We start from the raw sequence: 13,754 nt of genomic DNA on the forward strand, positions 1-13,754 counted from the left end.
TTGCTCACTGAGAAGCTGGTTGTCATGATCCAGACGCCAGAGGTAGATCTCAGCCCAACACATGTAGCAACTTCAATGGCTGTGCTTGTTTAGAAATTCTCGCGTGGGTGCAAGTAGATCTTCGCGAAAGTGACTTCATGACAGCTATGCTGAGGCAACGTTGTGCGGGCACATGTTCAAGCGCGTGGCAGCTATCTATCGATAAGGTTAGTGCCAAAACATGTACTCGCTAAGCTTCTAGCAGCCATTGACAAAACGTAAAAAACCTCGCCGAAGCGAGGTTTTTTACGATCTGCCGTGAGTCGTGGTGCCCAGGAGAGGACTCGAACCTCCACGAAGTTGCCCCCGCTAGCACCTGAAGCTAGTGCGTCTACCAATTCCGCCACCTGGGCGACTCAGGAGGCGAATTGTGCAAGTTGCGCGCGACGCTGTCAACGCATCTGGCACAAATTTTTCGTGGTGGCCGGTGCCTGCCGGCGACGGGAGAAGACAGCGTGGCGGACATGCGCACTGCATGCCCGCCACCACACCGGATTACGGCAGCTGCGCCGCCTGCAAGCTGACCTCCGCACTCTGCACCGGTTCGCCTGCCGAACGCGCCAGCTGCACGCGATAGGTGCCGGCGGCAATCGTCCAGTGACGCGCCTTGGCATCGAAGTCGGCCAGCGTCTTGGGTTCGGCGATCACCTGCACGGCGCGCTTTTCGCCCGGCTTGAGCGTGAGCTTCTGCCAGCCGATCAGGCGCAGCGGGGTGGCATGGCCGTCGGGCAGGGTGACATAGAGCTGCGGCACGGCGGCGCCTTCGCGCTGGCCGATGTTTTCCACCTCGAAGTTCGCCGTGAGCTGGCTGCCGTTGGCTTCCACGCGCAGCCCGCCCATGCGGAACTGCGTGTACGACAGGCCATGGCCGAATGGATAACGCGGGGTCAGCTTGCGGGCGGCAAACCACTTGTAGCCGACGTTGGCGCCTTCGATGGCGTAGTCGATGCTGTCTTCGCCCGGCTTGGCCGGCTTGAAGCCCAGGCCCGGGATCGAGGGACGCGGCAGCTGCGATTCGTCCACCGGCCAGGTCACCGGCAGATGGCCGGAAGGGTTCACCGCGCCGGTCAGCAGGTTGGCGATCGCCTCACCGCCGCCGATGCCCGGATACCACGCCTGCAATACCGCCGGCACGCGCTCGGCCCAGGGCATGCGCACCGGGCCGTTGGTTTCCAGCACCACGGTGGTCTTGGGGTTGGCCTTGGCCACCGCCTCGATCAAGGCATCCTGGTTGTCGGGCAATTGCATGTCCGGCAGGTCCACCGATTCGGCCGACCATTGGGTGGCGAACACGATCGCCACATCGGCGGCCTTGGCCGCGCGTGCCGCGGCAGCGCGGTCCTTGCCGTCGACATAATCGATCTGCACGTTCGGCAACGCGGCGCGCAGCGCCTGCAGCGGCGAGGACGGATGGATGATCACCGGGCCGGGCCAGGTGGTCGGATTGAGGCCGGGTACGGCGTTACCACCGTTGATGGTGTAGTCCACACGCGAGGAACCGCCGCCGGACATCACGCCCTTGTCGGCATACCCACCGATCACCGCGATGCGGCGCACGTCCTTGGATAGCGGCAAGGTGGCCTGCTCGTTACGCAGCAGCACGCTGCCTTCCTCGGCAACATGCTGCGCGGACAGCTGCCCGGCCTTGCCGTCGATCGGCTGGCGCTGGGTGGGATGATCGAACGCGCCATGCGCGAACAGGCTGCGCAGCACGCGCTTGACCATGTCGTCAAAGCGCGCGCGCGGCACCACGCCGGCCGACACCGCCATGCGCAACGGCGCGTCGAAGAACACCGCCGCGTCGAACACTTCGCCCGCCGATTGCTGATCGAGTCCGGCCAGGGCCGCCTTGGAGCCGCTGTGCACGCCGCCCCAGTCGGACATCACGTAGCCGGGGTATTTCCATTCCTGCTTGAGCACCTGGTTGAGCAGGTAATCGTGCTCGCAGCCGTAGATGCCGTTGATCTTGTTGTAGGAGCACATCACCGAGGCCGGGTCGCCGATCTTCAAGGCGATCTCGAATGCCAGCAGGTCCGATTCGTGCATCGCCTGCTCGCCGATCTCGGCGCTGTGGAAATTGCGGCGCGTCTCCATGTCGTTGAGCGCGTAGTGCTTCATCGTCGACAGCACGTGCTCGCTCTGCACGCCGCGGATCGACTCGCCGACCATGGTGCCGGCCAGCAGCGGGTCTTCGCCGGCATATTCGAAATTGCGTCCGTTGCGCGGGTCGCGCTGCAGGTTGACGCTGCCAGCCAGCAGCACATTGAAGCCCTGCTGCCAGGATTCACGGCCCATGGTCTTGCCGCCGGCATAGGCCAGCTGTGGATTCCAGCTCGACGCGGTCGAGGGGCCGGACGGCATCGCGGTGGCGAAGTCGCCCTTGCGGATGCCGCCGGGATTGGTCACGCCCACGCCGGCATCGGCCAGTTGCTGCGCCGGGATGCCCAGCCGTGGGACGCCGGGGACATAGCCGGCCGAGCCCAGCGCGCCCTCGGGTTTGGGAATCTTGTCGGTGCCCAGGCCGAAGTAGCTGCGCAGCATCTGGAATTTTTCGTCCTCGCTCATCTGCGCGAGCAGACGGTCGGCGCGCTGGTCCGCGGTCAGCGCGGTGTCCATCCACGGCTGCGCTGCGGCGGCGGTCTGTGCGCCGAGCGGGGCGGCAAACGCGGTGCTGACGCCAAGGGCGATGGCCAACGCAAGACGGCGTGGACTGGAGGGTGTAAACGGTTTCATATCGAGATGTGGCACGGGTGGTCCTTGTGGTGCGGTTGCAATCAGGGAGGGCACCGCGGTGCCCGGGTTCGAAAGGCGCGCGTGCGCGCCGAATCAGGTGTTTGCCGGAAGCGGGTGCCGGCTCAGAACTGCGTCTGTGCCGTGCGGAGTACCGGATACAGGCGGTAGCGCTCGTCCCAGGAGGAGTGCAGGCGCGCGAAGAATTCCAGGCGTGCCTTCGGGTCGGCCGCGAAGGCCGCATCGCTGGCCAGACGCTGTTCGAATTGCGCCTTCACTGCCGGGTCGCGCTCGAGCATGTCGCGCGCGACCTCTTCGGCGACGTAGTCCTCCATGTATTCCTTGCGCTCGAATGCGGTGTTGAACAGGCCCCACTGCAGCAGCGAATCCGGCGCCTGCGGTTCCAGCATCGCCATCACCAGGCGCGACCTGGCCTGGGCGATCGGAACGAACAAGGAGCCGGCCGGCACGGTGCGGGTTTCATCGCGCCATTGCCCGGTGATCTCCAGGTTCTGGTGGCCTTCGTTGGAACGCGCGGCAAACGTTGCCTTGTCGGCACGGAAGCTCTGCACCGGATGGGCGGCAGTGGTGGCGATGGTGTCGAAGGCGATGCCGTGCAGGCGCAGTTTCTCCGCCACCAGCGCCGCTTGCGCGGCAGGCACCAGGTAGCCGCCGCGTGGCGCATCGACCACCACGTCCGGCTTGATCTGATCGCGTAACGGCACCTTCCAGAGTTGTGGCCTGGTCTCGTCGTAGCGCGTCATCAACGCGCCGGAAATCGGCGAGGGCGTCCGCGTGTAGGCGTAACCACGGAAGGCCACGGTGCGTGCGGCCGGGCCGGCAGCGAAGCTCAACGGCTCCATCTCGCCGGCCAGCCTGGTGGCGCGCTGATCGGCCGCCAGCGCATCGGCGCGCCAGCGGGCGCCGTTGCGCGCGGCCTGCTGCAGCACCGACACGATGGCGTTGCGGGTGACGCGTACGCGCACCGGGTAGGTTTTCCACGAATGCGTTTCCACCAGCATGCCGAAGCGGTTGCGCAGCAGGAAATAGCCATGCGAAAACCGCGGCGGCGACACGTCGTCGGCAAAACCCGAGGTCGGGTCGTCCTCGTGCACGAACGAGGGGTAATACGGCAGCGGCAGCGAGCCCTGTCTGGACAGGTCGGCAATCACCGCATCGCGCCAGCGCGTGCCGTCGCGTTGCAGCGTGGCATCGCCGGCGTGCACGGGCTCCACCTGCACCGATACGTCGTGCTCGAACTTGGCACCATCGGTGACGTGCAGGTCCACGTACATCAACGGATCCCACTGCTGCACCAGCCGCAGCATCGCCTGCATTTCCGGCGCGTCGGCCTTGAGGTAGTCGCGATTGAGATTGAGGTTCTGCGCAGTGGTGCGCCAGCCCATCTGCTCGGGGCCGCGCTGATTGGGTCGGTTCCAGGCGCCGAAGCGCTCATGGCCGTCGACGTTGAACACCGGCACGAACACCCAGACCAGTTTGTCGAGCACGCCTTTGCCGGTTTTGCCGTCCAGCAATTCGCGCAGGGCCAGAAAGCCCGCGTCCTTGCCGTCGATCTCGCCGGCATGGATGCCGCCTTGCACCAGCACCACCGGCAACTTGCGCTGCGCAGCGCTGTCGGCATCCAGTGCGCCGCTGGTGGAGACGATCAGCGCCTTCATCGGCCGGCCTTCCGGGGTGGTACCGAACTCGATGCAGCGCACCGCCTGCGGGTAGCGCTGCGCAAAGGCATCGCAGAGCGCGATGACTTCATCGTAGCGTCCGGTTTGCGCAAACCCGCTGCGCTCGGCCTGGGTGGTCAGCGGTTTGGCGGCCAGTGCGGCAGGGGCGGTGGTCAGCAGCAACAGGCTCAGGGCCAGGCGGGTGAAGCGGGGCATCCAGCGATCCAGTGTTCCAGGAAAACGTTTGCAATGTAGCCGAGCCGGCGCAGCAGGCCAATCTGCACTGCGTCATGACTTGCGTGTGATCGGCGTGGTTGCGGCGTACCGACAGCGGTTTTCTCGGCACGCCTGGTCCGGACGACGTGTCAGGTGCACCGCAACGGCGGCAACGAGCGCGCCGACTTCGATGCATGCAGCGGTGCACCTTGGGCCTTATCCAATGGTCGCGATGGCGGCCAACCGGCGGCCGCCGGTACGATAGCGCGTGTTTTCTGCTCGACCGGACTGCCCTTGACCACTTCCACCTTGCCGGGCCCCACTGCCGGTGCGCGGCTGCCGCGCCAGATACCCTTCATCATCGGCAACGAAGCCTGCGAGCGTTTCAGCTTCTACGGGATGCGCAACATCCTGGTGCAGTTCCTGATCACCTCGCTGCTGTTGCAGGAGGTCAGCGGACCCGGCCGCGAGGCGGAGGCCAAGCACATCCTGCACAGCTTCATGATCGGGGTGTTTTTCTTCCCATTGCTCGGCGGTTGGCTGGCCGATCGCTTCTTCGGCAAATACAACACCATCCTATGGTTCAGCCTGGTGTATTGCGCCGGGCATGCCTGCCTGGCGCTGTTCGAAGGCAGCCGCAACGGATTCTTCCTCGGGCTGGGCCTGATCGCGCTGGGGGCGGGCGGCATCAAGCCGCTGGTGGCCTCGTTCATGGGCGACCAGTTCGACCAGTCCAACAAGCACCTGGCCAAGGTGGTGTTCGACGGCTTCTACTGGATCATCAACTTCGGCTCGTTGTTCGCCTCGTTGTTGATCCCGCTGGCGCTGAAGAATCTGGGCCCGGCGTGGGCATTCGGCATTCCCGGCATCCTGATGTTCGTGGCCACGCTGGTGTTCTGGCTGGGCCGCAGGCGCTATGTGCGGGTGCCATTGCCGCCGAAGGACCCGCACGGCTTCGGTGCGGTGGTGCGCACCGCATTGCTGACACAGGCGCCGGGGCAGGGACGTCCGGGGCTGATGCTGGCAGTGGTCTCGGTGCTGCTGGCGCTGGCGTGCTTCGCGCTGGTCGACCAGCTCGGCATCGTCATCTGCCTGTGCATGGCGCTGGTGCTGTTGCTGGCCGGCATCGGCGGCGGCACCTGGTGGCAGCTGGAGCGTGCGCGCGGCACCCATCCCGATACCGCGGTCGAAGGCGTGCGCGCGCTGCTGCGGGTGCTGGTGATCTTTGCGCTGGTGACGCCGTTCTTTTCGCTGTTCGACCAGAAGGCCTCGACCTGGGTCCTGCAGGGGCGCGAGATGACGATGCCGGCCTGGTTCACCGCCTCGCAGATGCAGGCGCTCAATCCGCTGCTGGTGATGCTGCTGATCCCATTCAACAATCTGGTGCTGTACCCGCTGCTGCGGCGTGGCGGCTGGGAGCCCACCGCGCTGCGCCGCATGACCTGCGGCATCGCGTTCAGCGGCCTGGCCTGGATCGCGGTCGGTGCCATCCAGATCAGCATGGACGGCGGCGAGCCGATGCATATCGCCTGGCAGATCCTGCCCTATGCGCTGCTGACCTTCGGCGAGGTGCTGGTGTCGGCCACCGGGATCGAGTTCGCCTACAGCCAGGCGCCGCCGTCGATGAAGGGCGTGGTGATGAGCTTCTGGTATCTGACCACCACGGTGGGCAATCTATGGGTGCTGCTGTCGAACGTGGCAGTGCGCAACGCCACGGTGACCTCCCACATCGCCGATACTGGGCTCAGCGAAGCGGCATTTTTGATGTTCTTCTTCGCGGCCTTCGCGTTCCTGGCGGCACTGGCCTTCGGCCTGTACGCGCGCGGGTATCGCATGGTCGACAATTACCGTTCTGCCTGAGGTCCGCATGATTACCCTGATCCTGATCGCCATCACCGGCATCGTCTCGTGGATGGCGTTCAACAACCGCAAGCTGGCCGACCGCCTGATCCTGTGGCCGCCGGCGCTGGACAAGCACAAGCAGTACGACCGCCTGGTCACCTACGGTTTCATCCATGCCGACCTGGGCCACCTGGTCTTCAACATGATCACGCTGTTCTTCTTCGGCCGGGTGATCGAAAACGTGATGACCCAGCTGACCGGCAGCGTGCTGACCTATCCGCTGTTCTATCTGGCGGCGCTGGTGGTCTCGATCCTGCCCAGCTATCTGAAGAACCAGAAGAACCCGAACTATCTCAGCCTAGGCGCCTCCGGCGCGGTGTCGGCGGTGCTGTTTGCCTTCATCCTGCTGCAGCCGTGGACCATCATCCTGGTGCTGTTCATTCCGGCGCCGGCGATCATCTATGCGGTGTTCTATGTCGGCTACAGCCTGTGGATGGACCGCCGCGGCGGCGATCGCATCAACCACAGCGCGCACCTGGCCGGTGCCGCGTTCGGCGTGATGTTCATGCTGATCATGGAGCCGCGCGTGCTGCAGGTATTCCTGGAGCAGCTGTCCCATCCGCGTTTCGGCTGACCGGTTGGCAAACCGACCGCCGGCAACCGGTGGCACGCACGGTTAGGTCAAAGGTGTCGGGATGGGCAGGTCGCGTCGGGCGACCGGACCAGGACCATCGCGGCGAGTGCGCGAGCGGTCCTGGCGAGTGGTGCGATGCCGGCTCAGGCCGCGTCGCGGTTCTGGTCGCCAGCGACGCTGCCGGTGGGCACCGACCCGTAGGCCTGCTGCAGGCGCTGGTACACCGTGTCGTTGAGCTGCGCGAAGTCGGGGTTGTGGGTGTCGCCCTTGATGGCGAACTGGAACAGGCCTTCCAGCAGCGAGCTATCGCTGTCTGCGCCGTGTCCTGCCGAATCGTTGTGCATGCGGTGACTCCTCGTAGATAAGGCGAAGGCGTCAGCAGTCGCGCCGGCCCGGCTTGCAACGGGCGCCTTCGGTTGAGCTATCGGCGCGGCGCGAGCGAACTTAAGTGCCAGTTCGGCAGGCTGCGCGGGAGGTCACGGCATCGATTCATTTTCACGCAGGCGCGGCGCCGCGCTGGTCACACTGCTCGCCATCGTCACTGCCTCGTGCAGACCACCATGGAGGCAGCGACAGTGCAGGCAGACCACGATTCCACGCAGCAGCGCTTCAGCGTAGACACCGATGGACAGCATGCCGAACTGGCATACCGTCTGGAAGGTGAGCGCATGACCATCACCCATACGCACGTGCCCGACGCGATCGGTGGACGCGGCATTGCCGCAGTGCTGGTGGAGGCTGCCTTGGCGCACGCGCGCCAGCAGGGCTACAAGGTCGTGCCTGCCTGCAGTTATGCCGAGGCGTATATCCGGCGGCACCAACAGTTTCAGGATCTGCTGGCCTGATCGCCGGCAGCGTGTCTTTGCAGATGTATCGATGGGGAGCAGGTGGGAATGGGGCGGTTGTCAGGAGTGAACGCAGTCCGGGGCTTGCTGGTGCTGGCCGTGTTGGCAGGATGTACGCAGCGCGAGCCGACGACGGCCGAATCGGCACAGCCGGCCGCTGACGCCGCCGCCGCCGCGGCACCGCCGGCCGAGCCCGTGCTGGTGCAAAGCGGCCCGCTGGAGGATGTGATCGAGCACGCGCCCGCCTGTATGGTGGGTATCAGTTATCCGCGCGGGCTGGACGCGTTTCCCGAGCTGACCGCACTGATCCGCAGCTATGCGCAGGCAGCACGTACCGAGCTCATGGAAGCGGTCTCCGGGCTCGGCAACGACAAGCCGGCTGCACCCTACGAGTTGTCGCTGGCGTTCGAGACCGTGTTGCAGACCCCGGACCTGATCGTCGTGTCCGCCGACGGCAGCCGCTATACCGGTGGTGCGCATGGCGAGCCGTTGGTGGCGCGCTTCGTCTGGCTGGTCAAGGAGCGCAAGCAATTGACCGCGCAGGCCTTGATTCCGGATCCGGCAGGCTGGGAAAGGATCGGGCGCGAGGTGGCCGTGCAATTGCACAACGCCGCCAGCCAGCGCGTGGAGGCCGATCGTGTGCCGGTCGAAGAACAGGCCGAGCAGCTGGCCTCTGCCGATCGCATGATTGCCGAAGGCACTGCCGCGCAGGTCGACAACTTTGCCCAGTTCGTACCGGTGCTCAATCCGGCCGGGCAGATCACCGCGCTTCGGTTCGTGTTTCCGCCGTATCAGGTCGGGCCGTATTCGGATGGGACGCAAACGGCCGAGGTCGCTGCCTCGACAGTGTTGGCCTCGGTCGCGCCGGAATATGTACATCTCTTCGCACGCTGAGGTGTCACCCCACAGATGATGTGATTGAATGGCTTGGCCATTCAGTAATGTAAGCAAACGGGTGATATGAGTAGTTTCGATCCAACCGCAAGTCGCGTGGACCACACCTGTGTGCGCTATCCGGCGTTTCCGCGTGAACCGGCCGTCCTGGTGCGGCTGATCAAGCACCTCTACAAGCGACTGCATACGCAGGGGTGCGCGCGGTTGAAGCCATACGGCATCAGCCCGCCGGAATACGAGATTCTGATGATGCTCTACGGCACCCCGGAGCAGGCGATCACGCCCACCGAAGTGGCCGAAGCCGCCAGCGAAAAGCCGGCCAACATTACCCGGCTCACCGACCAGTTGTGCGAGAAGGGCCTGATCGCGCGTGGCAGCAGCCCGGACGATCGGCGCAAGATCATGCTGACCTTGCAGCCGGCAGGCCTGGCGTTGATCAACAGCCTGCTTCCCGACGCCTGCACGCTGCTCAATGCAGAGACCTCCAGCATCAGTGATGCCGAGCAGGTGCGGCTGGAAAAGCTGTTGAGGAAATTGCTCGACGGCGTGGATTCGGTCGAGCTCTGAGCACGGCGTCTGCGGCTCGCGCAGCCCGCTTCAGCGCGACCATCAAAAACGCCGCCCGGATCGCTCCGGGCGGCGTCTTGGTTTCAACGCAGTGCGATTACGGCTTGGACTGCGGCGCTTCCGGCGTGGCGCCATCGCCACCTTGCGCACTCAGGCCGCGCTTCTCGAGCAGGGGCTCGATCTGCGGCGCATGGCCGGCAAAGTTCTGGAACAGTTCCATCGCATCGACGCTGCCGCCGCGCGAGAGCAGGGTCTGACGGAAGCGATCGCCGTTGGCGCGGCTCAGCCCGCCGTGCTGCTTGAACCACTGCTGGGTGTTGGCGTCGAGCACTTCCGACCAGATGTAGGCGTAATAGCCGGCCGCGTAACCGCCCATGATGTGGCTGAAATACGGGGTCTTGTAGCGCGGCGGCACCGGCGCGTAGGCAATGCCGTCCTGCTGCAGGGCCTTGGCTTCGAATGCCATCACGCCTGCTGCGTCGGGCACCTGGCTGGCGCTGATCTGGTGCCAGTTCTGATCGAGCATGGCCGCACCCAGATACTCGGTGGTGGCAAAGCCCTGGTTGAACTTGGAGGCGGCAATCACCTTGTCCAGCAGCGCCTGCGGCATCGGCGTGCCGTTCTGGTAATGCTTGGCGTAGTTCTTCAGGATCGACGGCTCGTCGGCCCACATCTCGTTGACCTGCGAGGGGAACTCGACGAAGTCGCGCGGCACGCTGGTGCCGGAGAAATACGGGTATTTGACGTCCGAGAACATGCCGTGCAGCGCATGGCCGAACTCATGGAACATGGTGGTCACCTCGTCCCAGGTCAGCAGCGTCGGCTGGCCGGCCGGCGGCTTGGGGATGTTGAGGTGATTGGCGACCACCGGCTTGAAACCGGTCAGCGCCGACTGCGACACGTAGGAGTTCATCCAGGCGCCGCCACGCTTGGATTCGCGTGCATACATGTCGGCGATGAAGATCGCCAGCTGCTTGCCGTCGGCGTCGAACACGTCATAGACGGTGATGTCGTCGCGGTAGGTCGGCAGGTCGGTGCGCTGCTTGAAGGTCAGGCCGTATTCCTGATTGGCCGCATAGAACACGCCGTTTTCCAGCACGTTCTTCAGCTCGAAGTACGGCTTGAGCTGGGATTCGTCGAAGTTGTACTTGGCCTGGCGCACCTTCTCGCTGTAGTAGGCCCAGTCCCAGGCTTCGAGCTTGAACGTCGGCTTGCGCGCGGCCTTCTGCTCCTTGTCGATCATCGCCTGCAGATCGGCGGCCTCGCGCTTGGCATTGGCCACCGCCGCCGGCGCCAGCTTGCCCAGCATCGCGTTGACCGCCTCCGGTGTCTTGGCGGTCTGGTTTTCCAGCGAATAGGCAGCGTAGGTCGGGAAGCCGAGCAGCTTGGCCTTGTCGGCACGCAGCTTCATGATGCGCGCCACCAGTGCGGTGTTGTCGTACTGGCCACCGTGGCTGCCACGCGACACCGAGGCGTCGTAGATCTTCTTGCGCAGTTCGCGATTCTTCAGCTGCGTCAGCGGCGGCTGGCCGGTGGTGTTGAGCAGCGCGATCACGTACTTGCCGTCGAGCTTGCGCGCCTTGGCGGCTTCGGCGGCAGCGGCAATCTGCTCCTCGGACAGGCCATCGAGCTGCTTGACGTCATCGACGACAACGGCGGCGGCATTCACTTCCGCCAGCACGTTCTGGCTGAAGGTGGTGCCCAGGTTGGCCAGCTCGGCATTCATCGCCTTGAGCGTGGTCTTGTCGGCATCGGAGAGCTTGGCGCCGTCGCGTACGAAATCGCTGTAGTACTTCTCGACCAGGCGCACGCCCTGGGCGTCCAGGCCCAGCTTGCTGCGTTGGTCGTACAGGGTCTGGATACGCGCGAACAGCTTGCCATTGAGCGAGATCGCATCGCGGTGCGCGGCGAACTTCGCCGAATAGTCGGCCTGCAGTTTCTTGCGCGCATCGTTGGTGTCGGCACCGACCAGGTTGAAGAACACCGTGGTGGCGCGATCCAGCGTGGCGCCGCTTTTTTCCAGCGCGAGCAGGGTGTTGTCGAAGCTCGGCTTGGCCTTCTGGTTGGCGATCTTTTCCACTTCCTTCAACTGCTCGGTCATGCCGGCGTCGAAGGCGGGTGCGAAATCGCTGTCCTTGATCTTGTCGAACTGCGGGTAGTGCAGTGGCAGCGTGCTGTCGGCAAAGAAGGGGTTGGCTTGGGTGGCGGCCTGCGTGGTGGCGGGTGCGGCGATGCTGTAGGACGGCATGGCAAGTCCCAGGGAGGCGGCCAGGGCAAAGGCGAGACGGGTGGTCAAGAGGATGGCTCCAAAGTGCGAACCGCCGAGGCTACCCCAGCCGGGCCGGACAGGCGTGTGACAAAAGGCATGGCTGCACGGTCATTACGATGCCATCAGGCGGGCACGAGCGGTGCTGGTCTTGTGTGCACACGACCGATGACACCATGCGCATGCCGCCGCCGGGCGGGCGCTGCCTGTCTACGGTGCGGCGTGTTCCACCCGGCTGCATTCCGGCTGCTCGGCGGGCAGCGAGGTCTCGATCAGTCCGCCTGACGGATGCTGGCCGGTAGCGCGCCGTGGCAGCGGCCGGCAACGGTCGGAACCAGCGGGAAGGGGCAGATGGCTGCGGCGACGCATGCGTTGAAAAACGCCTCTTCCGGATGACGCGCTCGGCGACCGCAATGCGACGCTGCCGGCTGCTGGGTTACGCTGCCCACCTCGCACACTTCAGGGCAGCCATGAGCGATATCTCCACGTTCGCATTCACCGACCTGGAAGGCCGGCCCCGCTCGATGCGCGATTACGCTGGCAAAGTGGTGCTGGTGGTCAATGTCGCTTCCAAATGCGGCTTTACCCCGCAATACGCAGGCCTGCAGGCGCTGTGGCAGCGCTATCGCGAGCGTGGTCTGGTGGTGATCGGGTTTCCCTGCGACCAGTTCGGTCATCAGGAGCCGGGCGATGCCGCGCAGATCCGCCAGTTCTGCTCGCTCGATTACGCGGTGGATTTTCCGCTGGCCGAGAAGGTCGAAGTCAATGGCAGCGGCGCGCATCCGCTGTGGCAATGGCTCAAGCGCGAACAGCGCGGCGTGCTGGGATCGGAGGCGATCAAGTGGAATTTCACCAAGTTCCTGATCGGCCGCGATGGCACGGTGCTGGAGCGTTACGCCCCGACCACCAAACCGGACGCGCTGGCTGCGGACATCGAGCGCGCGTTAGTTGAATCGTAGGAGCGCACCTGGGCGCGACGAGGCATTGCCGGGAACGCTTCATCGTGCCCGGGTGCGCTCCTACGATAGTGCATGCCGGCGTCGCGGTCTGCGTAAACGCCGCATCGCGCTGACTTCTCACTCGCGCCGCATCACTTCTCGACGAAGGCGCGCTCGAACACGTAATGCCCCGGCGTGCCGATGCGCGGCGAGGTCTGGAAGCCACGTGCATCCAGCAGGCTGCGCAGGTCGGCCAGCATCTGCGGGCTGCCGCAGATCATGAAGCGGTCGTTGGCCGGATCCAGCGGCGGCAACCCGAGCGTCTGCTGCATGCGGCCGTCGGCCATCAGCTCGGTCAGGCGGCCCTGGTTGGCGAACGCCTCACGCGTCACCGCCGGGTAGTACAGCAACTTCTCGCGCAGGATGTCGCCGAGGAATTCGTGCTGCGGCAGCTCGCGCTCGAAGTAGTCGCGATAGGCCAGATCCTGCACGAAGCGTACGCCCTGGGTCAGGATCACCTTGTCGAAACGCTCGTAGGTTTCCGGGTCCTTGATCACCGACAACCACGGCGCCAGACCGGTACCGGTGCCCAGCAGGTACAGGTTGCGGCCTGGGTGCAGGTCGCTGATCAGCAGCGTGCCGGTGGGCTTCTTGCCGACCAGTACCTTGTCGCCCGGCTGGATGTGCTGCAGCCGCGAGGTCAGCGGGCCGTCCGGCACCTTGATGCTGAAGAACTCCAGGTGTTCTTCCCAGTTGGCGCTGGCGATCGAGTACGCACGCAGCAGCGGCCGCGTCTCGGTCTCCAGACCGATCATCACGAACTGCCCGTTCTCGAAGCGGAAACCGGCGTCGCGGGTGGTGGTGAAGCTGAAGTAGGCATCGGTCCAGTGACGGACCTCAAGCACCGTTTCGGCGCCGAAAGCGGAAGACATACCGGTAAGTGTCGTGGGAAGAGTACCCGGCAATTCTACCTCAAGCCGGCCAAATGAGAGAGGCTCTCATTTGGGTGCCGGGATTCGGGAGTTGGGATTGGGGATTCGCAAGAGCAGATCCTGGGTTCCGGACGCGCCGGGCTCGCGCATGAGCCAGCAGCTCTTACCAATC

Annotated in this window: 11 protein-coding genes and 1 tRNA gene; 6 read left to right on the top strand and 6 right to left on the bottom strand. The window is 64.8% G+C overall.

All coding sequences use genetic code 11. The features are described from left to right. Positions 1-305: 305 nt before the first annotated feature. The 3 genes from ABQ039_RS07040 to ABQ039_RS07050 form a co-directional block, all read right to left on the bottom strand. Positions 306-392 (bottom strand) — tRNA-Leu (locus tag ABQ039_RS07040). Between the two features lie 142 nt (positions 393-534). Beyond that, positions 535-2,772 (bottom strand): glycoside hydrolase family 3 C-terminal domain-containing protein, encoded by a 2,238-nt coding sequence (locus ABQ039_RS07045; RefSeq protein WP_349778473.1) that lies wholly within the window; start codon positions 2,770-2,772, stop codon positions 535-537. Between the two features lie 122 nt (positions 2,773-2,894). After that, a complete protein-coding gene (locus ABQ039_RS07050; RefSeq protein WP_349778474.1) occupies positions 2,895-4,664 on the bottom strand; it encodes a M14 family metallopeptidase in 1,770 nt (589 codons plus the stop codon). A 294-nt stretch (positions 4,665-4,958) separates the two neighbouring features. On the opposite strand from ABQ039_RS07050, the gene ABQ039_RS07055 reads away from it, so the two are divergent. Both ABQ039_RS07055 and ABQ039_RS07060 read left to right on the top strand, forming a co-directional pair. Beyond that, a complete protein-coding gene (locus tag ABQ039_RS07055) occupies positions 4,959-6,524 on the top strand; it encodes an oligopeptide:H+ symporter (RefSeq protein ID WP_104543047.1) in 1,566 nt (521 codons plus the stop codon). 7 nt (positions 6,525-6,531) lie between these two features. After that, positions 6,532-7,140, top strand: a complete 609-nt coding sequence (locus ABQ039_RS07060; protein WP_046342189.1) for a rhomboid family intramembrane serine protease — start codon at positions 6,532-6,534, stop codon at positions 7,138-7,140. Between the two features lie 143 nt (positions 7,141-7,283). On the opposite strand, the gene ABQ039_RS07065 is transcribed toward ABQ039_RS07060, so the two are convergent. Continuing rightward, positions 7,284-7,484, bottom strand: coding sequence for a hypothetical protein (locus tag ABQ039_RS07065; RefSeq protein ID WP_046342190.1), 201 nt, complete (start codon positions 7,482-7,484; stop codon positions 7,284-7,286). A gap of 216 nt (positions 7,485-7,700) precedes the next feature. Between ABQ039_RS07065 and ABQ039_RS07070 the strand changes: the two genes are divergently transcribed. From ABQ039_RS07070 to ABQ039_RS07080, 3 genes are all read left to right on the top strand, one after another. Then, entirely contained in the window at positions 7,701-7,985 is a 285-nt protein-coding gene (locus ABQ039_RS07070) for a GNAT family N-acetyltransferase (RefSeq protein ID WP_102252307.1), read from the top strand. Positions 7,986-8,033: 48 nt separating this feature from the next. After that, on the top strand, positions 8,034-8,879 hold the full coding sequence (locus ABQ039_RS07075) for a hypothetical protein (RefSeq protein WP_349778475.1): 846 nt from the start codon (positions 8,034-8,036) through the stop codon (positions 8,877-8,879). Between the two features lie 66 nt (positions 8,880-8,945). Continuing rightward, positions 8,946-9,446: a MarR family winged helix-turn-helix transcriptional regulator gene (locus ABQ039_RS07080; RefSeq protein ID WP_024938916.1), complete on the top strand. Its 501-nt coding sequence runs from the start codon at positions 8,946-8,948 to the stop codon at positions 9,444-9,446. Positions 9,447-9,543: 97 nt separating this feature from the next. On the opposite strand, the gene ABQ039_RS07085 is transcribed toward ABQ039_RS07080, so the two are convergent. After that, positions 9,544-11,742: a M3 family metallopeptidase gene (locus tag ABQ039_RS07085; protein WP_024938917.1), complete on the bottom strand. Its 2,199-nt coding sequence runs from the start codon at positions 11,740-11,742 to the stop codon at positions 9,544-9,546. Between the two features lie 440 nt (positions 11,743-12,182). Here ABQ039_RS07085 and ABQ039_RS07090 point away from each other — a divergent pair, with 440 nt between their 5' ends. Next, a complete protein-coding gene (locus ABQ039_RS07090) occupies positions 12,183-12,671 on the top strand; it encodes a glutathione peroxidase (RefSeq protein WP_024938918.1) in 489 nt (162 codons plus the stop codon). Between the two features lie 131 nt (positions 12,672-12,802). Here the strand turns inward: ABQ039_RS07090 and ABQ039_RS07095 are convergent, their stop codons facing one another. Next, positions 12,803-13,582: a ferredoxin--NADP reductase gene (locus ABQ039_RS07095; protein ID WP_024938919.1), complete on the bottom strand. Its 780-nt coding sequence runs from the start codon at positions 13,580-13,582 to the stop codon at positions 12,803-12,805. Between the last annotated feature and the right edge of the window lie 172 nt (positions 13,583-13,754).

Origin of the sequence: Xanthomonas sp. WHRI 6108, assembly GCF_040202385.2 — a bacterium.
Lineage (GTDB): Bacteria > Pseudomonadota > Gammaproteobacteria > Xanthomonadales > Xanthomonadaceae > Xanthomonas > Xanthomonas arboricola.

Coding starts and splice junctions, on each gene's coding strand:
- ABQ039_RS07045 (WP_349778473.1), bottom strand. CDS start 2,772: ATGAAACCGTTTACACCCTCCAGTCCACGCCGTCTTGCGTTGGCCATC.
- ABQ039_RS07050 (WP_349778474.1), bottom strand. CDS start 4,664: ATGCCCCGCTTCACCCGCCTGGCCCTGAGCCTGTTGCTGCTGACCACC.
- ABQ039_RS07060 (WP_046342189.1), top strand. CDS start 6,532: ATGATTACCCTGATCCTGATCGCCATCACCGGCATCGTCTCGTGGATG.
- ABQ039_RS07065 (WP_046342190.1), bottom strand. CDS start 7,484: ATGCACAACGATTCGGCAGGACACGGCGCAGACAGCGATAGCTCGCTG.
- ABQ039_RS07070 (WP_102252307.1), top strand. CDS start 7,701: ATGGAGGCAGCGACAGTGCAGGCAGACCACGATTCCACGCAGCAGCGC.
- ABQ039_RS07075 (WP_349778475.1), top strand. CDS start 8,034: ATGGGGCGGTTGTCAGGAGTGAACGCAGTCCGGGGCTTGCTGGTGCTG.
- ABQ039_RS07080 (WP_024938916.1), top strand. CDS start 8,946: ATGAGTAGTTTCGATCCAACCGCAAGTCGCGTGGACCACACCTGTGTG.
- ABQ039_RS07090 (WP_024938918.1), top strand. CDS start 12,183: ATGAGCGATATCTCCACGTTCGCATTCACCGACCTGGAAGGCCGGCCC.
- ABQ039_RS07095 (WP_024938919.1), bottom strand. CDS start 13,582: ATGTCTTCCGCTTTCGGCGCCGAAACGGTGCTTGAGGTCCGTCACTGG.